Annotated in this window: 18 protein-coding genes; 11 read left to right on the top strand and 7 right to left on the bottom strand. The window is 71.3% G+C overall.

The features are described 5' to 3' along the window. Positions 1–112 precede the first annotated feature (112 nt). Genes argC through AB0I06_RS20670 form a run of 5 tightly spaced genes read left to right on the top strand, consistent with a single transcriptional unit; the run spans position 113 to position 4,949 of the window. The gene (gene argC, locus AB0I06_RS20690) at positions 113–1,141 is read left to right on the top strand and encodes an N-acetyl-gamma-glutamyl-phosphate reductase (protein WP_363120274.1); all 1,029 of its coding nucleotides are present in this window, start codon (positions 113–115) and stop codon (positions 1,139–1,141) included. Beyond that, on the top strand, positions 1,138–2,289 hold the full coding sequence (gene argJ, locus AB0I06_RS20685; RefSeq protein ID WP_363120273.1) for a bifunctional glutamate N-acetyltransferase/amino-acid acetyltransferase ArgJ: 1,152 nt from the start codon (positions 1,138–1,140) through the stop codon (positions 2,287–2,289). Before argC ends, argJ begins: the two co-directional genes overlap by 4 nt. Beyond that, the gene (gene argB, locus AB0I06_RS20680) at positions 2,286–3,200 is read left to right on the top strand and encodes an acetylglutamate kinase (protein WP_161368351.1); all 915 of its coding nucleotides are present in this window, start codon (positions 2,286–2,288) and stop codon (positions 3,198–3,200) included. Before argJ ends, argB begins: the two co-directional genes overlap by 4 nt. Further along, positions 3,197–4,396, top strand: a complete 1,200-nt coding sequence (locus AB0I06_RS20675; protein ID WP_363120272.1) for an acetylornithine transaminase — start codon at positions 3,197–3,199, stop codon at positions 4,394–4,396. The genes argB and AB0I06_RS20675 overlap by 4 nt, the downstream gene beginning before the upstream one ends. A 7-nt stretch (positions 4,397–4,403) precedes the next feature. Further along, positions 4,404–4,949 (top strand): arginine repressor, encoded by a 546-nt coding sequence (locus tag AB0I06_RS20670; protein ID WP_363120271.1) that lies wholly within the window; start codon positions 4,404–4,406, stop codon positions 4,947–4,949. Between the two features lie 296 nt (positions 4,950–5,245). Here the strand turns inward: AB0I06_RS20670 and AB0I06_RS20665 are convergent, their stop codons facing one another. From AB0I06_RS20665 to AB0I06_RS20640, 6 genes are all read right to left on the bottom strand, one after another. Further along, a complete protein-coding gene (locus AB0I06_RS20665) occupies positions 5,246–6,037 on the bottom strand; it encodes an FAD:protein FMN transferase (RefSeq protein ID WP_363120450.1) in 792 nt (263 codons plus the stop codon). A 4-nt stretch (positions 6,038–6,041) separates the two neighbouring features. After that, complete coding sequence (locus tag AB0I06_RS20660; protein WP_363120270.1) at positions 6,042–7,103, bottom strand: FMN-binding protein; 1,062 nt, start codon at positions 7,101–7,103, stop codon at positions 6,042–6,044. Positions 7,104–7,143: 40 nt separating this feature from the next. Then, a complete protein-coding gene (locus AB0I06_RS20655; RefSeq protein ID WP_363120269.1) occupies positions 7,144–8,526 on the bottom strand; it encodes a ferredoxin reductase family protein in 1,383 nt (460 codons plus the stop codon). A 128-nt stretch (positions 8,527–8,654) separates the two neighbouring features. Beyond that, complete coding sequence (locus AB0I06_RS20650; protein ID WP_363120268.1) at positions 8,655–9,356, bottom strand: L,D-transpeptidase family protein; 702 nt, start codon at positions 9,354–9,356, stop codon at positions 8,655–8,657. Positions 9,357–9,359: 3 nt separating this feature from the next. Continuing rightward, positions 9,360–9,947, bottom strand: a complete 588-nt coding sequence (locus AB0I06_RS20645) for a pyridoxamine 5'-phosphate oxidase family protein (protein WP_363120267.1) — start codon at positions 9,945–9,947, stop codon at positions 9,360–9,362. A gap of 140 nt (positions 9,948–10,087) precedes the next feature. Further along, positions 10,088–10,969 carry a hypothetical protein gene (locus tag AB0I06_RS20640; RefSeq protein ID WP_363120266.1) on the bottom strand — a complete coding sequence of 294 codons (882 nt, stop codon included), beginning with the start codon at positions 10,967–10,969 and terminating at the stop codon, positions 10,088–10,090. A gap of 291 nt (positions 10,970–11,260) precedes the next feature. Here AB0I06_RS20640 and argH point away from each other — a divergent pair, with 291 nt between their 5' ends. From argH to AB0I06_RS20620, 4 genes are all read left to right on the top strand, one after another. Beyond that, a complete protein-coding gene (argH, locus tag AB0I06_RS20635) occupies positions 11,261–12,694 on the top strand; it encodes an argininosuccinate lyase (protein ID WP_363120265.1) in 1,434 nt (477 codons plus the stop codon). A 144-nt stretch (positions 12,695–12,838) separates the two neighbouring features. Next, positions 12,839–13,810 carry an aldo/keto reductase gene (locus tag AB0I06_RS20630; protein WP_363120264.1) on the top strand — a complete coding sequence of 324 codons (972 nt, stop codon included), beginning with the start codon at positions 12,839–12,841 and terminating at the stop codon, positions 13,808–13,810. Between the two features lie 103 nt (positions 13,811–13,913). Next, positions 13,914–14,465, top strand: coding sequence for a helix-turn-helix domain-containing protein (locus AB0I06_RS20625; RefSeq protein WP_363120263.1), 552 nt, complete (start codon positions 13,914–13,916; stop codon positions 14,463–14,465). After that, complete coding sequence (locus tag AB0I06_RS20620) at positions 14,462–15,997, top strand: MFS transporter (protein WP_363120262.1); 1,536 nt, start codon at positions 14,462–14,464, stop codon at positions 15,995–15,997. Before AB0I06_RS20625 ends, AB0I06_RS20620 begins: the two co-directional genes overlap by 4 nt. Positions 15,998–16,125: 128 nt before the next feature. Here the strand turns inward: AB0I06_RS20620 and AB0I06_RS20615 are convergent, their stop codons facing one another. Next, positions 16,126–16,800, bottom strand: a complete 675-nt coding sequence (locus AB0I06_RS20615) for a lysophospholipid acyltransferase family protein (protein ID WP_363120449.1) — start codon at positions 16,798–16,800, stop codon at positions 16,126–16,128. A gap of 386 nt (positions 16,801–17,186) precedes the next feature. Here AB0I06_RS20615 and AB0I06_RS20610 point away from each other — a divergent pair, with 386 nt between their 5' ends. Continuing rightward, the gene (locus AB0I06_RS20610) at positions 17,187–18,350 is read left to right on the top strand and encodes a glycerophosphodiester phosphodiesterase (protein WP_363120261.1); all 1,164 of its coding nucleotides are present in this window, start codon (positions 17,187–17,189) and stop codon (positions 18,348–18,350) included. A 90-nt stretch (positions 18,351–18,440) separates the two neighbouring features. After that, positions 18,441–18,935, top strand: coding sequence for a sigma-70 family RNA polymerase sigma factor (locus AB0I06_RS20605; RefSeq protein ID WP_363120260.1), 495 nt, complete (start codon positions 18,441–18,443; stop codon positions 18,933–18,935). Positions 18,936–18,948 lie beyond the last annotated feature (13 nt).

Genomic DNA, 18,948 nt, shown 5'->3' with positions numbered 1-18,948 from the left:
CGCTCACTGCGGCTGAGGTGCCAGCCCTCACCGCGCCGCGGCCACATCCATGCATGGGATTGCATAAACGTGCAGCGAAACGTATAGTCATGCCCTCTGAGGAGGAGGTTCCATGGCGGTACGTGCGGCAGTGGCCGGAGCGAGTGGATACGCGGGCGGGGAACTGCTGCGTCTGCTCCTGGCGCACCCCGAGGTCGAGATCGGCGCCCTGACCGGCAACTCCAACGCGGGACAGAAGCTCGGTGCGCTCCAGCCGCACCTGCTGCCCCTGGCCGGACGGGTGCTCCAGGAGACCACCCCGGAGGTGCTCGCCGGACACGACGTCGTCTTCCTCGCGCTGCCCCACGGGCAGTCCGCCGCCGTCGCCGAGCAGCTCGGCCCGGACGTGCTGGTCGTCGACATGGGCGCCGACTTCCGGCTCACGGACGCCGCCGCCTGGGAGAAGTTCTACGGCTCGCCGCACGCCGGGACCTGGCCCTACGGTCTTCCCGAACTGCCGGGTGCCCGCGCTCGGCTTACGGGGTCCAAGCGCATCGCGGTGCCCGGTTGCTATCCGACCGCCGTCTCCCTGGCCCTCTTCCCGGCGTACGCCGCGGGGCTGGCCGGGTCCGAGGCCGTGATCGTCGCCGCCTCCGGCACGTCCGGCGCCGGAAAGGCGCCCAAGCCGCACCTGCTGGGTAGCGAGGTCATGGGCTCGATGTCCCCGTACGGCGTCGGCGGCGTGCACCGGCACACCCCCGAGATCACCCAGAACCTCAGCGCGGCCGCCGGGCAGCCGGTCACCGTGTCCTTCACCCCGACCCTCGCGCCGATGCCCCGCGGCATCCTCGCCACGTGCAGCGCCAAGGCCGCCGACGGGATCACGGCCGAGTCCCTGCGCGCCGCCTACGAGAAGGCCTTCGCTGACGAACCGTTCGTGCACCTGCTGCCCGAGGGGCAGTGGCCCGCCACGGCGTCCGTCCACGGTTCGAACGCCGTTCAGGTGCAGGTCGCGTACGACGAGGCCGCGGGACGGATCATCGTGATCAGCACCATCGACAACCTCACCAAGGGCACCGCGGGCGGTGCCGTCCAGAGTATGAACATCGCTCTGGGTCACGACGAGACCACCGGGCTTTCCACGATCGGAGTCGCACCGTGAGCGTCACGGCAGCCAAAGGGTTCACGGCGGCGGGCATCGCCGCCGGGATCAAGGAGAACGGCAACCCGGACCTGGCCCTCGTGGTCAACAACGGGCCCCGCCGCGCCGCCGCGGGCGTCTTCACCTCCAACCGTGTGAAGGCCGCCCCGGTCCTGTGGTCCGAGCAGGTGCTCAAGAGCGGCCAGGTCTCCGCCGTCGTCCTCAACTCCGGTGGCGCAAACGCCTGCACGGGTCCGAAGGGCTTCCAGGACACCCACGCCACCGCCGAGAAGGTCGCCGAGGTCCTCGGCCGGGGCGCCATCGAGGTCGCCGTCTGCTCGACCGGCCTCATCGGCGTCCTGCTCCCGATGGACAAGCTGCTCCCGGGAGTCGAGACGGCCGCGGCCCAACTGTCCCAGCACGGCGGCGAGAAGGCCGCCATCGCCATCAAGACCACCGACACCGTCCACAAGACGTCCGTCGTCACCAAGGACGGCTGGACGGTCGGCGGCATGGCCAAGGGCGCGGGCATGCTCGCCCCCGGCCTCGCCACCATGCTCGTCGTCCTCACCACCGACGCCGCCGTCGACGACGCCGACCTGGACAAGGCCCTGCGGGCGGCCACCCGCACCACCTTCGACCGGGTCGACTCCGACGGCTGCATGTCCACCAACGACACCGTGCTGCTCCTGGCCTCCGGCTCCGCCGAAGTGACTCCCGCCTACGAGGAGTTCGCCGAAGCCGTACGGCAGGTCTGCGACGACCTCGGCCAGCAGCTCATCCGGGACGCCGAGGGCGCCAGCAAGGACATCAAGGTCGAGGTGATCAACGCCGCGAGCGAGGACGACGCCGTCGAGGTGGGCCGCTCCATCGCCCGCAACAACCTCCTCAAGTGCGCCATCCACGGTGAGGACCCCAACTGGGGCCGCGTCCTCTCCGCGATCGGCACGACGTCGGCCGCCTTCGAGCCCGACCGGCTCAACGTCGCCATCAACGGCGTGTGGGTCTGCAAGAACGGCGGCGTCGGCGAGGACCGCGACAAGGTCGACATGCGCTACCGCGAGGTGCACATCGTCGCCGACCTCGCCGCCGGGTCCAAGACCGCCACCATCTGGACCAACGACCTCACCGCCGACTACGTCCACGAGAACAGCGCGTACTCGTCATGAGCAGTGGAGCGACACGCAAGCACACCGCGCTGCCCAAGGCGCAGATCCTCATCGAGGCCCTGCCCTGGCTGGTCCGGCACAACGGCAAGACCGTCGTCATCAAGTTCGGCGGCAACGCCATGATCGACGAGGACCTGAAGGCCGCCTTCGCCCAGGACGTCGTCTTCCTGCACCACGCCGGCCTCAAGCCCGTCGTCGTGCACGGAGGCGGCCCGCAGATCAGCGCCGCCCTCGACCAGCACGGCATCGTCAGCGAGTTCAAGGCCGGCCTGCGGGTGACCACCGAGGACGCCATGGACGTCGTACGGATGGTGCTGGCCGGTCAGGTCCAGCGTGAACTGGTCGGACTGCTCAACCAGCACGGGCCGCTCGCCGTCGGCCTCACCGGCGAGGACGCGCACACCATCACCGCCACCAAGCACCAGCCCGAGATCGACGGCGAGCTGGTCGACATCGGGCGCGTCGGCGAGATCACCGCGATCGACACCGGCGCCATCGAGGCCCTGCTCGCCGACGGCCGCATCCCGGTCGTCTCCTCGATCGCCCGCTCCCAGGACGACGGACATGTCTACAACGTCAATGCTGATACGGCGGCTGCGGCACTCGCTGCTGCACTGGACGCCGAAACCCTCATGGTCCTCACGGACGTCGAGGGCCTCTACGAGGACTGGCCGCACAGCGACGAGGTGATCAGCCGCCTCACCGCCACCGAGCTGGAGCGGCTGCTGCCGGACCTGTCGTCCGGCATGGTGCCGAAGATGGAGGGCTGCCTGCACGCCGTGCGCAACGGCGTGACCACCGCCCGGGTCATCGACGGCCGGGTCCAGCACTCGATCCTGCTGGAGATCTTCACCGACGAGGGCATCGGCACGATGGTCGTGCCCGACGAGCAAGAGGGGGACGCCGTATGACCGCCCAGCAGGAGTACGCCGAGCGGTGGCAGGGCGCGCTCATGAACAACTACGGCACCCCGCTGCTGCCCCTGGCACGCGGCGAGGGCACCCGCGTCTGGGACGCCGACGGCACCTCCTACCTCGACTTCGTCGGCGGCATCGCCACCAACGCCCTCGGCCACGCCCACCCGGCGATCGTCGAGGCCGTCACCCGGCAGATCGGCTCCCTCGGCCACATCTCCAACTTCTTCATGGCGGAGCCGACCGTCGCCCTCGCCGAACGGCTGCTGCGCCTGTTCGGCCGGGACGGCAAGGTCTTCTTCTGCAACTCCGGCGCCGAGGCCAACGAGGCCGCCTTCAAGATCGGCCGGCTGACCGGGCGGACCCACGTGGTGGCCACCGAGGGCGCCTTCCACGGGCGGACCATGGGCGCCCTGGCGCTGACCGGCCAGCAGGGCAAGCGGGAGCCGTTCCTGCCGCTGCCCGGCGACGTCACCCACGTGCCCTTCGGCGACGCGCAGGCCCTGGCCGCCGCCGTCACCGAGGAGACCGCGCTCGTCGTCCTGGAGCCGATCCAGGGGGAGCTGGGTGTCGTCGTCCCGCCCGCCGGCTACCTCAAGGCCGCCCGGGCCATCACCGCCGCGACCGGGGCGCTCCTGGTCCTCGACGAGGTGCAGACCGGCATCGGCCGCACCGGGCACTGGTTCGAGTACCAGGCCCACGAAGGCGTCCTGCCCGACGTCGTCACCCTCGCCAAACAGCTCGGCGGCGGTTTGCCGCTCGGTGCGACCGTCGCCTTCGGGCGGGCCGCGGACCTGCTCCAGCCCGGCCAGCACGGCACGACCTTCGGCGGCAATCCCGTGGCCTGCGCGGCCGGGCTCGCCGTCCTCGACACCATCGAGAACGAGGGGTTGCTGGAGAACGTCAAGCGGCAGAGCGAGAGGTTGCGGGACGGAATCGAGGCTCTCGGCCACCAGTTGATCGATTTCGTCCGGGGCTCGGGACTCCTCCTGGGTATCGTGCTCACCGAGCCGCTCGCGCCCCAGGTGCGCCAGGCGGCTCAGGAGGCCGGATTCCTGGTGAACGCGCCCGCCCCCGACGTCGTCCGGCTGATGCCGCCGCTGAACCTCGGCGACGACGAGGTGGACGCGTTCCTCGGGGCGCTGCCCGGCATCCTCCATGCAGTGAACGGGGACGGACGATCCGGGGAATGAGACGACGATGAGCCAGGCGCAGGACCACGAGCAGCCGGGGGCGAACGGGCCCGCCGTGCCGCAGACCCGCACCGCACGCCACCGCCGGATCGTGGACATCCTCAACCGGCAGCCGGTCCGCTCCCAGAGCCAGCTGGCGAAACTGCTCTCCGACGACGGGCTGAGCGTCACGCAGGCGACGCTCAGCCGGGACCTGGACGAGCTGAACGCGGTGAAGATCCGCAACACCGACGGTGACCTGATCTACGCGGTGCCCAGTGAGGGCGGTTTCCGTACGCCCCGGGCGCCGCTGGGCGGGTCGGCGAAGGAGGAGCGGATGCGGCGGCTGTCGCAGGAGCTGCTGATCTCCGCGGAGGCGTCGGCGAACCTCGTGGTCCTGCGTACCCCTCCGGGGGCGGCGCAGTTCCTGGCCTCGGCCATCGACCAGGCCGAGCTGCACGACATCCTGGGGACGATCGCGGGTGACGACACGCTGCTGCTGATCAGCAGGGAGCCGACGGGTGGGCAGGCGCTGGCCGACCACTTGCTGAGGTTGGCGCAGAACGGGCACTGAGGGTTGTCGTCCGGGCGCGGGTGCGTCGTGGCCGTTCGCGCAGTTCCCCGCGCCCCTGAGTCGGCCTGCTGCGGGCGGCCCCGCTGAGGGCTTGGTGCTGAGGCTGGCGCGGAACGGGCACGCGTCGTAGAGGTGCGGGTGGGTGGCCGCGTGCGGGTGCGTCGTGGCCGTTCGCGCAGTTCCCCGCGCCCCTGGGTCGGCTCAGCCGCGGGCAGTCGTGCCGCCAGGGCGGCACGGGTGGGCGCGGCGGCGCCCCGCCACGCCGGGCTGCGGACCCACCCGGCGCCGGCACCGGCTCACCCCAGCCGCGCCGCCAACCCCGCGGTGCATCGGACCTCATCACCAGCCGTGATCAACAACGCCTCCACACCCGGCAGCGACTCCAGCCACTCCAGACCCTCCCGTGAGCCCATCGCGAACGCCGCCGTCGCCCAGCAGTCCGCCCACGTCAGCCGGGGACCCACCACCGTCACGGCGACCAGGTCGGTCACCGCCGAACGGCCCGTGCGCGGGTCGACGATGTGCGCGCCCCGTTCCGCCGTACCGGACGTGGCCACGGACAGCTCGTCCACCCCGGCCGCCGAGATCACCGCCGCCAGACCTCCCGGCCGCAACGGGTCGGCCACGCCCACCCGCCACGGCCGCCGCGCCCCCGGCGTCCCGAGGAGCTGCACGTCCCCGCCGCCGTTGAGGTTCACCCCGCACACCCCGGGCACCTCGGCCAGCCGGCGTGCCGCCCGCTCGACGGCCCAGCCCTTGACGATGCCGGTCGGATCGAGACGGCCCTCGTACGAGGTGCTGAACCAGCCGCCGCTCAGCCGCTCCGCCTCGGCGGCCAGTTCGAGGATCTCGGCGACCTCGGGATCGCACTCCTCGACCGTCACCTCGCCGCGCTGCAAACGGGAGATCTGGCTGTCCTCGCGGTAGGTGCTGAACACCGCGTCGACCCGGTGCAGTCCGGCGACCGCCTCGTCCAGGGCCGCGCGCACCGCGGCCGGTTCCCCGCCGCGGACGTCGAAGGAGAAGACGGTCCCCATCGTCTCCTCGGCGTGACGTACCGCGGCGGGTGCCTGTGCGGGATCGGCCACCGTGTCAGCCACCGGCCTGGTCCAGCGCGGACTGGAGGGACTTCTTGTAGCCGGCGCTGGTGTAGGTGGCGCCCGAGACCGCGTCGATGTCGGCGGTTCCGGTGGCGACGGCGGCCTGGTTGAGGCGGGGCACCGAGCTCGAGGTGATCTGGTCGCTGCGTCCGCCCTTGGGCGCCTGGACCGCTTCGGCCTTGGTGATCTTCCCGCCCGAGACGGTCACCCGCACCTGGACCGGGCCGTACTGGGTCTGCGCCACGCTGCCGGTGAGGGTCTGAGTCGCGGCCTGGCCGCCCCCCGAGCCCGCGGCCTGCGAGGAACCGCCCCCCGCGGGGGCCGCCTTGTCCAGGGCCGACTGGAGGGACTTCTTGTAGCCGGCGCTGGTGTAGGTGGCGCCCGAGACCGCGTCGATGTCGGCGGTTCCGGTGGCGACGGCGGCCTGGTTGAGGCGGGGCACCGAGCTCGAGGTGATCTGGTCGCTGCGTCCGCCCTTGGGCGCCTGGACCGCCTCGGCCTTGGTGATCTTCCCGTCCGCGACCGTCACCCGCACCTGGACCGGGCCGTACTGCGTCTGCGCGACATCGCCGGTCAGCGTCTGCGCGCCGCCGCCCGACCCCTGTTGCGGTCCGGCCGACGCCTTCGCCTTGTCCAGGGCCGACTGGAGGGACTTCTTGTAGCCGGCGCTGGTGTACGTCGCCCCGGACACCGCGTCGATGTCCGCGCTCTGCGCCGCCACGGCCGCCTGGTTCAGGCGCGGCACCGAGCTCGCGGTGATCTGGTCGCTGCGTCCGCCCTTGGGGGCCTGGACCGCCTCGGCCTGGGTGATCTTGCCGTTGTTCATCGTCAGGCGGACCTGTACGGCGCCGTACTGCGTCTGCGCCGCGTCACCGGTGACCGCGCCGTTCACACCGCCCTGCGGTGCCTGCCCGGCCGCCGCGGGCGGAGCCTGCCCCGCCGCCTGGGCAGACCCCGGGTCGGAGGCCGGCTTCAGGGACAGCAGCAGCACGATCCCGGAGACGGTGGCTGCGCCGGCGAGCACGGCGCGCCGGACGGGGTGAGACTTCCTCATCGTTTCCCAAACTCCTGAAGGGCTGTTGGTGTCCCGTCGCTCACATCTCGAACGACTCGTGATGGATACGGCGGGCGGGTACTCCCGCGCCGCGCAGTGCCTCGTAGACCGTCTGCGCGAAGCCGGGCGGCCCGCACATGAAGACGTCGTGGTTCTCGATGTCCGGGATCTTCCGCTGGAGGGACTCCGCCGAGATGTCCGGGCGTTCCCCGTCCGGGCTGTTGACCGCGTACATCAGCCGTGCGCCGCGCTCGTCGGCGATCTTGGCGAGTTCGCCCCACAGGGCCAGGTCCTGGGTGCTGTTGGCCCGGTAGAGGAGCGTGATGTCACCGGACGCGCCCGGCAGCGTCTCGAACAGGGCCCGCATCGGGGTGATGCCCACACCGCCCGCCACCAGCAGCACCTTGCCCCGGCTGCGGCGCTGCGCGGTCATCGCCCCGTACGGCCCCTCGGCCCACACCCGGGTGCCGGGCGTCAGTTCCCGCAGCCGCTCGGTGTGGTCGCCGATCGCCTTGACGGTGATCCGCAGCATGTCGGGGCGGGGCGCCGCCGACAGGGAGTAGGGGTGCGAGCTGAAGCGCATGCCCGGCGCCATGAACCGCCAGCGGAAGAAGTGCCCGGCCTCCGCGCCCATCCGGTGCAGCTTGCGCCCGCCGATCAGCACGGACACGATCCCCGGGGTCTCCTCGATGACCGCCTCGACCCGCATGCGGTGCCGCAGGTTCAGCCGGATCGGGGTCAGGATCCGGTACCAGAGGACCAACGCGGTCACCGCGCCGTACAGCCCGTACCAGAAGGTCTTGGCCGTGGGCTCGACGGCGAACTCGTTGCCCGTCGTGATCTGGTGCCAGAACGTCAGGTACACCGCGGCGTACGTGAGCAGGTGCACGTGGTACCAGGTGTCGTAGCCGATCAGCCGGCGTACGCCGCCGATCGACAGGATCCCGATGAGGAACAGCAGGCCGGTGCCGATGGCCGCCTTGCCCATGTCCGGCAGCTGGTTGATGGAGTCGGTCGTCTGCTGGACGATGTCGCCGAGCCCCTTGCCCGCCTGGAGGGCGTACCCCCACATGGTCAGGAAGACATGGGCGAGGACCAGGCAGAGCGTGTAGCGGCCGGTCATGGCGTGCCAGCGGGCGACCCGGTCCGTTCCCACCCGGCGCTCCAGCGCGGGCACCCGGGCCATCTGGAGCACCACCAGTGCCATGAGGTAACCGGCGAGGAGACCGGTGATCCGGCCCGCGGCCAGGATCTTGCTCGGGGTGTCCGCGAGGGACGGGGTGTTGTCCCACCACAGCCACAGCACGGCGGCCGCACCGGCCCACAGGGCGATCAGCAGCGGGACGGCCGGGGAGCGGCGCGGGCGGATGCGGCGCATCGTCTGGCGGCGGGCGGCACGTCCGCCTGCGAGCGTGGTGGTCACGGTTCCTCCGTGGGGACTTGACCCTTGGCCCACAGATACGTGCCGCGGCACGGGAGTGTTCAGCCACCTGCCGAGTCGTGCGCGAACAGCAGTGACCACTGGTAACACTCAGCCGGGCCGGCGGCCCTTCACAGACGCGTGACGGCCGTGCTCCCGCTCTGCGTCCCCACGGCGATGTGCGGCCGCCGCGCGGGGTCGGCCCAGAGGAGGATCCGCCGCATCGCGTTCCCGGGGACGGAGACACAACCGGCGGTCGCCCCCCGCCCGTCGACGTGGAGGAAGATGCCCGCGCCGCGCCCACGCACGGGACGCTCGTAGTTGAAGCCGATGACGAGTGCGTGCGCGTACTGCGGGCGATAGGTGATCAGGTGCTCCGACTCGGCGGCCCGGCAGTCGGCCGCGCGCGGCTCGCTCCAGCGGTTGTAGGCGCGGGAGTCGTTGTCCTGGCACCACCAGGAGTCCTGCCGCACCCGGCGGTAGCGGTACGCCGTCCCGTCCGGCGCCGCCTCGATGCCGAAGGCGTACGGCAGGCCGTACAGGCCGGTGGGCGTGGTGTTCGTGCCCTGGGTGCGGGAGGTGCCCCCGACGAGTCCGTTCGCCCCGAAGCGCGCGGGCGCAGAGCCCTGCTTCACCCAGCGTCCGCCCCGGTCGCGGTCCCACCAGGTGACCGTGCCCGTCGTCGAGGCCCGCTTCGGGGCCACCGCGGTGATCAGCTGAGTGCCGCCACCGGTGTCGGCCATCCGGGCCGGCAGTGGCGGAGCGGGGGCGGACGGCCCGGTGCCGGGCACGACGAGACAGCAGACGGCGAGGGCGACGGCACCGGGGCGCATGCCTCAGACCGTAGAGGGGGGCAGCGGCAACGGCAGCCCGGGCAGTCCGTCCAGGCTGGTGGCGATGTACTCCTTCTTGGTGAAGTAGGCGCTCAGGGAGGCGTCGTCCTCCCGGGCGAACCGCTTGGCGTGCAGATCGCGGTCCGTCTCGTACGCCATGAAGGGCACCCCGTAGCCGCAGGTGTCGCGGACGAGTTCGGCGGTGACGACGATGATCGCGCGCAGGCCGTGCCGTGCGGGGTCGATGTCCGGGAAGTGTGCGAGGAGTTCGGGGAACCGGGGGTCGTCGCGGAAGACCGGTTCCCCCTTGCCGTGCACGCGGACGATGTTCGGCGGGCCCTGGAAGGCGCACCACATCAGGGTGATCCTCCCGTTCTCCCGCAGGTGGGCGATGGTCTCGGCGTTGGAGCCCGCGAAGTCCAGGTAGGCCACCGTGTGCTCGTCGAGCACCGCGAAGGAACCCGTGAGGCCCTTGGGGGAGAGGTTGACGGTGCCGTCGGCGGTCAGCGGGGCGGTGGCGGTGAAGAAGACCGGCTGCGCCTCGATGAAGGTGCGGAGCCGGCCGTCTATGCGCTCATAGGTCTTTCCCATGTCGAACAATTATGGTCGTAGATCTTTCGAGCGTCTAAAGAATTGCGGGATCCGGTCACCTCTGCCGGATCCCGCGTGCAGGCGTCGTCCGTGGCCGCCCCGGCCGGCGCTCCCACGGGGCGGCCACAGCGCCTGTCACCTCACTTGGTGAGCGTGCAGGCGGCCAGGGAGTCCAGGCCCTGCGGCTTGGCGGCGGTGCGGCCGATCGCGGTGGCGATGCGGTTGACCGTGGAGACGCGCTTGTCCTTGAGGGGGCCGAGGATGGCGTTCTGGACGAAGTTGGGGCCGCCCTGGCCGACGGTGTCGACCAGGCGCTTGTTGGCTTCCTGGATCTGCGTGTTGAGCAGGGCCAGGTTGCGGTCGACCTCGGCCTTGGCGGAGGCGGGGACGGCCGGGAGCTTCGAGCGGACGTCCGGGCAGGAGATCGTGCCGGCGCGGCCGCCGTTGCCCGCGTTCCCGCCGTTGCCCGCGTTCCCGGCGTTGCCCGCGTTGCCGGCGTTCCCCTGGTTCCCGGCGTTGCCCGCGTTGCCGCCGGCCTGCGGCTTGCCGGCAGCGCCCCCGCCCGCGTTGGTGCCCGCCCCGCCCAGCGTGCAGGCGGCCAGGGAGTCCAGGCCCTGCGGCTTGGCGGCGGTGCGGCCGATCGCGGTGGCGATGCGGTTGACCGTGGAGACGCGCTTGTCCTTGAGGGGGCCGAGGATGGCGTTCTGGACGAAGTTGGGGCCGCCCTGGCCGACGGTGTCGACCAGGCGCTTGTTGGCTTCCTGGATCTGCGTGTTGAGCAGGGCCAGGTTGCGGTCGACCTCGGCCTTGGCGGAGGCGGGGACGGCCGGGAGCTTCGAGCGGACGTCCGGGCAGGAGATCGTGCCGGGGCCCGCGAGTGTCCGGACGCTGGTCCCGTCGCTCTTGGAGCCCTCCCCGGCGAGGGCGAACCCGGCGATCACCGTGCCGGACAGCGCCACCGCGGCGGCGCCGCCGATGAACGTGACGCGACGCTTGTTGTACTTCGGAAGAGCCCTGGACATGCGGATGCCTCACTAGGGGTCGGGGGGTTCGTCGGTCGAAACGCGGCGCCTGCGTTCGGCGAGAGGTACGGGTAAGCGGTTTCCCGTGTTCAACGGATCTTCAAATTCTTCTCGCGGAGGTCCGGAACCCGGCCCGCCCCCCGAGTTCGATTGACGAATCATGCAGAGCTCTGCATACTCATGCATAGCGATCGCGGCCCGGCGGGACCTCGCGCACGCAGTAGCGTGACGACCCCCTCCCCGGCAGCGGGGAAGCGGTGGCACATCCACACCCACAGAGGAGTGCAGCAGGTGAGCAGCAACAGCGGTGACATCCGGCTCTGGGGCGGTCGTTTCGCCGACGGTCCCGCCGAGGCCCTGGCGAAGCTGTCCGCGTCCGTCCACTTCGACTGGCGGCTGGCGCCGTACGACATCGCCGGTTCGCGTGCCCACGCGCGTGTGCTGCGCAAGGCGGGCCTGCTCACGGACGACGAACTGACCCGCATGATCGCCGGACTGGACCAGCTGGAGACCGACGTCGCCGACGGCTCCTTCGTGGGCACGATCGCCGACGAGGACGTCCACACCGCCCTGGAGCGCGGCCTCCTGGAGCGCCTCGGACCCGACCTCGGAGGCAAGCTGCGCGCCGGCCGGTCCCGCAACGACCAGGTCGCCACCCTCTTCCGCATGTACCTGCGCGACCACGCCCGGATCGTCGGCGGTCTGATCGCCGAGCTCCAGGACGCGCTGATCGGCCTCGCCGAGGCCCACCCGGACGTGGCGATGCCCGGCCGCACGCACCTCCAGCACGCCCAGCCCGTCCTCTTCGCCCATCACGTCCTGGCCCACGTCCAGTCCCTCTCCCGGGACGCGGAGCGGCTGCGTCAGTGGGACGCGCGGACGGCGGTCTCGCCCTACGGCTCGGGCGCCCTGGCCGGTTCCTCCCTCGGGCTGGACCCGGAGGCCGTGGCGAAGGACCTCGGCTTTGAACACGGCAGCGTGGGCAACTCGATCGACGGCACTGCCTCCCGGGACTTCGTCGCCGAGTTCGCCTTCATCACCGCCATGATCGGGGTCAACCTCTCCCGCATCGCCGAGGAGGTCATCATCTGGAACACGAAGGAGTTCTCCTTCGTGACCCTGCACGACGCGTTCTCGACCGGCTCGTCGATCATGCCGCAGAAGAAGAACCCGGACATCGCCGAGCTGGCCCGCGGCAAGAGCGGCCGTCTCATCGGCAACCTGACCGGCCTGATGGCCACCCTCAAGGCCCTCCCGCTCGCGTACAACCGCGACCTCCAGGAGGACAAGGAGCCGGTCTTCGACTCCATCGACCAGCTGGAGGTCCTGCTCCCGGCCTTCACCGGCATGATGGCCACCCTCACCGTCCACCGCGAGCGCATGGAGGAACTGGCCCCGGCCGGCTTCTCCCTGGCCACGGACATCGCCGAGTGGCTGGTCAAGCAGGGCATCCCGTTCCGCGTGGCCCACGAGGTGGCCGGCGAGTGCGTGAAGGCCGCCGAGGCCGAGGGCAAGGAGCTTGACGAGCTGACGGACGAGCAGTTCGCCAAGATCTCCGCCCACCTGACCCCCGAGGTCCGCACGGTCCTGAACGTCCCCGGCGCGCTGGCCTCCCGCAGCGGCAGGGGCGGCACGGCCCCGGGCGCGGTCGCCGTCCAGCTGGCCGAGGTGAAGGCCGATGTGGCGGCCCAGCACGAGTGGGCGGTGGCCGGGAAGCAGGCCTGAGGGGATCGCCCTCAGGGGTGCGGGGAACCGCGCGAACCGGCGCAGGCGGCCCGCACCCGCCGAAACACCGCAACGGCCGAGCTCAGGGACGAAGGTCATCGCGGGTTACGTTGGTCGTCAGCCGCCGACCGAACGGAGCCAGCGATGCCCTTCGCCCGTCTCGCGAACGCCACGACCCCCACCTGCCACATCGGCCTCGGCCTCGCCGCCGTAGGGCGCCCCGGCTACATCAACCTCGGCCGGGACGAAGACCTCGGCGAGGACCGCAGCGTCGAGACGCTCCGCGACCGCACCCACGAACTCCTCGACGCCGCCTACGCCCAGGGCGTGCGCTACTTCGACGCCGCCCGCTCCTACGGCCGCTCCGAGGAGTTCCTCGCCGGCTGGCTGAGGGACAGGCCCGGCCTCGACGACATCGTCGTGGGCAGCAAGTGGGGCTACACCTACACCGCCGACTGGTCCACGAACGCCGAGAAGCACGAGGTCAAGGACCACACCCTGGCCACCTACGAACGGCAGCGCGCGGAGAGCGACGCCCTGCTCGGCGACCGGCTCGACCTCTACCAGATCCACTCGGTGACCCCGGACAGCCCGGCCCTCACCGACAAGGAACTGCACGCGAAACTCGCGGAAGCCGCCACGCAGGGCCTCACCGTCGGCTTCTCCACCAGCGGCCCCGCCCAGGCGGACGCGATCCGCGCGGCCCTCGCCGTGACGGTCGACGGCGAACCCCTCTTCCGCACCGTGCAGTCGACGTACAACGCGCTGGAGACCTCCGCCGGCCCGGCCCTCGCCGAGGCGCACGACGCCGGACTCACCGTGATCGTCAAGGAGGGCATGGCCAACGGCCGCCTCGCCGGGCCGCACGCCCCCCACGCGCTGAAGGAGGTCGCCGAGCGGACCGGACTGGGCTGCGACGCGGTCGCCCTGGCCCTGATCCTCCGGCAGTCCTGGGCCGGTGTCGTCCTCTCCGGGGCCGCGACCACCGCCCAGCTCGCCTCCAACCTGCACGCCGCGGTGGTCGACCTCGACGAGGACCAGCTGGCCCGCCTCGCCGCGCTGGTCGAGGAACCGCACGCGTACTGGCAGCGGCGCGCGCAGTTGCCCTGGCACTGACCACCCGCCCCTCTCCGGTGGCGCGCACCTGGCGTGCATGCATCGGTGAATCACGCATGCCCGTCATGAGACATCAATGTCTCATCTGGGTTATGGTTGTCTCATGGCTGTCGATCCCGAGCATGTGCTGCGCGCGGCCGCGGCCCTGCTGACCCGCAAATCCACCGCGACGATGGACGAGGTCGCCAAGGCCGCCGGAATCAGCCGGGCCACCCTGCACCGGCACTTCGCCGGGCGTGACGCCCTCGTCCGGGCGCTGGAGGCACTCGGCATCGCGGAGTGCGAGGCGGCCCTGGACGCGGCCCGGCTGGAGGAGGGCACCGCGAGCGAGGCCGTACGCCGACTCGTCGGAGCCGTCGAACCGGCGGCCGGACTGCTGGCGTTCCTCTACACCGAGAACCAGCTCTTCGAAGGCGAGGAGCAGAACGCGGGCTGGACCCTCCTGGACGACCGGATCTCCGCCCTGTTCCGGCGCGGCCAGCTCAGCGGTGAGTTCCGCATCGACCTCACGCCCGCCTGGCTCACCGAGGCGCTGTACGGCCTGCTGGCCTCCAGCGCCTGGATGGTGCAGAGCGGCAAGGGCGCCCCCAAGGACTTCCAGCACATGATCGTCGAGCTGCTGCTCGGCGGCGCACTCAGAAGAGAGGAATCATGACCAGCACCCTGCGGCCGGCGAACCGCACCGAGACGGCGGAGCGCCCGGGCCGCTGGCTCGCGCTCGGCGTTCTCGTGCTCGCCGTGCTGCTGGTGGCCGTCGACGCGACCGTCCTCGGTCTCGCCACCCCCTACATCAGCGAGGACCTCAAGCCCTCTGGCACCCAGCTGCTCTGGATCGGCGACGTGTACTCGTTCGTCATCGCCGGCCTGCTCGTCTCCATGGGCAGCCTCGGCGACCGGATCGGCCGCAAGCGGATCCTGCTGGTCGGCGCCACGGCGTTCGGCGCGATATCCGTCTTCAACGCCTACGCCACGACCCCCGAGATGATGATCGTCGCGCGGGCGCTGCTCGGAGTCGCGGGCGCCACCCTGATGCCCGCCACCCTCGCCCTGATCCGCAACCTCTTCCACGACCCGCGTGAGCGCAGTCTCGCCGTCGGCATCTGGGGCGCCACCGCCTCCGCCGGTACGGCCGTCGGCCCGATCGTCGGGGGGTTCCTGCTACAGCACTTCTGGTGGGGCTCGGTCTTCCTGATCAACCTGCCCGTGATGGCCGTGCTGGTGCTCGTCGGCATCAAGCTGCTGCCCGAGTCGCGCACCGCGAACCCGGGGCCCTGGGACCTGATCAGCGTCATGCTGTCGCTGGTCGGCATGATCGGCGTCGTGTACGCGATCAAGGAGGCCGCCACCCACGGCTTCGCCTGGGGCGCCCTGGCCGCGGGTCTGCTCGGTGCGGCCGCCCTGTACGGGTTCGTCCGCCGACAGTTGCGGCTGCCGATCCCGCTGCTGGACATGCGGCTGTTCCGCCACCGCGGCTTCAGCGGGGCGGTGCTGGCCGACCTGCTGACCATCCTCGGCCTGTCCGGGCTGGTGTTCTTCCTCTCCCAGTACCTGCAACTCGTCCAGGGCAGGCGCCCGTTCGAGGCCGGCCTGGCGGAACTGCCCGCGGCCGTCGGCGCGGTGGTGGCCGGACTGATCGCGGGCCGTGCGGCCCGGCGCTTCTCGGTACGGGCCGTCGTCTCCGGTGGCCTCGCGGCGATCGGTCTCGCGCTGGCCGCGCTCACGGTGCTCGGGCAGTCCACCGGCTATCCGCTGCTCGGCACCGCGCTGCTGGTGGTCGGTGCCGGCGCCGGTTTCTCGTTCACCGTGACGGCCGACGTGATTCTCTCCAGCGTGCCCAAGGAGCAGGCGGGCTCCGCGTCCGCCGTGTCGGAGACGGCGTACGAACTCGGCGCCGCGCTCGGTATCGCCGCGCTCGGCTCGATCGTGACCGGCGTCTACCGCGACTTCACCGGCCCCGCGGGCACACCGGCCGCGGCCCACGAGTCCCTGGGCGGCGCGGTCGAGGCGGCGGCACACATGCCCGCCCACCGCGCCGACGTGATGCTGGACGCCGCCCGCTCGTCCTTCGTCGACGGCCTGGCCCTCGCGGCGGGCGTCGGAGCGGCGGTACTCCTGGCGGCGGCGGTGGCGGCATGGTTCCTGCTACGGGGCCAGAAACTGGAAGACAGCGAACCACAACCGGCATGAGAGCAACGCCCCCTCAGGGGCGCGTGGAACTGCGCCACAAGCCCCCACGCACCCGCAGCCACCCACGATCCGAAGCACCGACGATCCGAAACCGCTCAAGCCCGGGGCGGCGACCCCGGGCCCGAAAACTACGCCGCTTCCTTCGCCTTGCTCGCGTACATGTCCACGTACTCCTGCCCGGACAGCCGCATCACCTCGGCCATCACCGAGTCCGTCACGGCACGCAGCACATACCGGTCCCGGTCCATCCCCTCGTAACGGGAGAACTCCATCGCCTCACCGAACCGCACGGTGACCTTGCCCGGCCGGGGCAGCCCCGCCCCACCCGGCTGAAGCTTGTCCGTGCCGATCATGGCGAACGGCACCACCGGCGCACCCGTCATCAGGGTCAGCCGCGCGATCCCCGTACGCCCCCGGTACAGGCGTCCATCGGGCGACCGCGTCCCCTCCGGGTAGATGCCGAACATGCGGCCTTCCTCCAGCACCCGCCGCCCGGTCATCAGCGCGGCGACACCACCCCGGCCCCCGTCGCGGTCCACCGGGATCATGCCGACGCCCGTGAAGAACCAGGCCATCAGCCGGCCCTTGAGGCCCTTGCCGGTCACGTACTCGTCCTTGCCGATGAAGACGACCTGACGGTCGCAGACCAGCGGCAGGATCATCGAGTCGATGAACGTCAGGTGGTTGCCGGCGAGGATGACCGGGCCACTGCCGGGAATGTGCTCCGCACCCTCCACCTGTGGGCGGAACATCAGGCGCATGATCGGACCGAGCACTGCCTTGATGAGCGCGAAGCGGGACAACGGACCCTCCGGTGTCAAGGGGTTCTGTATGAGTCTGTGCAGGTGAGGACGATACTCGTGGCCCCGGGCATCGCGCACATCGGGCACGGCGACTTCACCGAGGTCTTACGCACTGTTGACGCGTGTTTACCTGCGGTGGCGTGTCGCCGACGACATGTCACACGGTCGACACGATGTGACGCACATCGCCCGGGAGCACACCGGGCGCGTTCCCAGAACGCGCGGGCCGAATCGAACGGATACGACGAACCGTCAACTCATCCTCCTCACCAGCCACTACGACATCCGACATCACCCGCGTGTTCCACCCGGGGTCTCCCGCCGGTCATGTACGCGCCCCTACGATCGCCCCGCACCGGCAAGCCGAACGGCCAGGGAGGGCGCTCATGGGAACGCAGGAGTCGAACGAAGAAACGAGCGGTACCGGACGACGGGCCCTGCTCGGCGCCGCGGTGCTCGGCGCCGGTGGCGCGGTCCTCGGCATGGCCGGAACGGCCCGGGCCGACGGCGCCCGGCACGGCGGCGGGGGAGTGCGCAGCCTGCCCAGGCCGACGATCATCGGCCACCGCGGTGCCAGCGGCTACCGCCCGGAGCACACCTTCGGGTCCTACCAGCTGGCTCTCGACATGGGGGCCGACATCGTCGAGGCGGGCGACCTGGTCCCGACCAGGGACGGCCACCTGGTCTGCCGTCACGAGCCGGAGATCGGCGGCACCACGGACGTCGCCGACCACCCCGAGTTCGCCGGTCGCAAGAAGACCAAGCTGCTCGACGGTGTCTCCACCACCGGCTGGTTCACCGAGGACTTCACGCTCGCCGAGCTGAAGACGCTGCGCGCGGTCGAGCGCATCCCGGCCAACCGCCCGCACAACACCCTCTACAACGGCCGCTGGGAGATCCCCACCTTCGAGGAGGTCCTCAGGTGGCAGGACGAGCAGACCCGCAAGCGCGGCAAGCAGGTGTGGATCTACCCCGAGCTCAAGCACCCCACCTACTTCCGCAAGCAGGGCCTGCCGCTGGAGGAGCGCGTGGCCAAGCTGCTGCACAAGCACCGCAAGGACCGGCGCACCTCCCCGGTCATCCTCCAGTCCTTCGAGCCGACCAGCGTCCAGCGCCTGCACAGGCTCGTCGACAACCCGCTGGTCGTCCTGCTGTCCTCGGCGGACTCGCGCCCCTGGGACTTCGTCGAGACCGGCGACCCGCGCACGGTCGCCGACTTGATCAAGCCGGCCGGCCTCAGAGAGATCGCCTCCTACGCGCAGGGCATCGGCCCCACCCTGGACCTGGTCGTCCCGCGTGACGCCCAGGGCCGTCTGACCCGTCCCACCACGCTGGTCTCCGACGCGCACAAGGTGGGCCTGCTCCTGCACCCGTACACCCTGCGCAACGAGAACCCCTTCCTGCCCGCGGACTTCCGCAAGGGCACGGAGGCGGACGCCTACGGGGACGTCTTCGGCGCGTACCGGACGTACTTCGCGACCGGCATCGACGGCGTCTTCACCGACCAGCCCGACACGGGTCTGCTGGCCCGCGCCGACTTCCGCGGCTGAGGTCGTCAACACCGCACCTCACACCCCCCGGTCGAGTGAGCTTCGGCCGCCCGGGCAACCCATCGCCCGAGCGGCCGCGTCGCTCCGCATATGACGCACGACCTGGTCACCGCCCTGCGCCCGCTGCTCACCGCCGAGGCTTCCGCGGAGGCATATTCCGCCGGAACCGAGCCGGGCGACCTGGAGCAGGCGGTCTGGCTCCGCCTGCTGGAGCGCCTCGACACCGAGGGCCCGCCGCTCGACCCCGAGGAGTGGCTCCGCAGGGCCGTCCGCTCCGAGGCGCGCCGCACCCGCCGTACGAGCCGCCTCGAACGGCCGTACGCCGTTGAACCGGTCGACGACGGCGGTCATGACCCCGAACAGCTCGCCCTCGACGCCGCCCGTGGCCGGGCCCTGCGCGAGGCGGTGCGCCGCCTCCCCGGCCGCTGCCCCCGGCTCATCGAGGCCCTGCTCTCCCCGAAGGACCTGACCTACCGGGAAATCGCAGGGGAGTTGGGTATGTCACAGGGGAGTCTTGGACCGGAACGTTCCAGATGCCTGGGATGTCTGCGGAGATTGCTCACACCGGAGGTTGCGGCCCGCTGAGGACGGGGATAGG

Source organism: Streptomyces sp. NPDC050674 (assembly GCF_040654575.1).
Lineage (GTDB): Bacteria > Actinomycetota > Actinomycetes > Streptomycetales > Streptomycetaceae > Streptomyces.
This window is presented reverse-complemented; position numbering and strand designations above follow the sequence as displayed.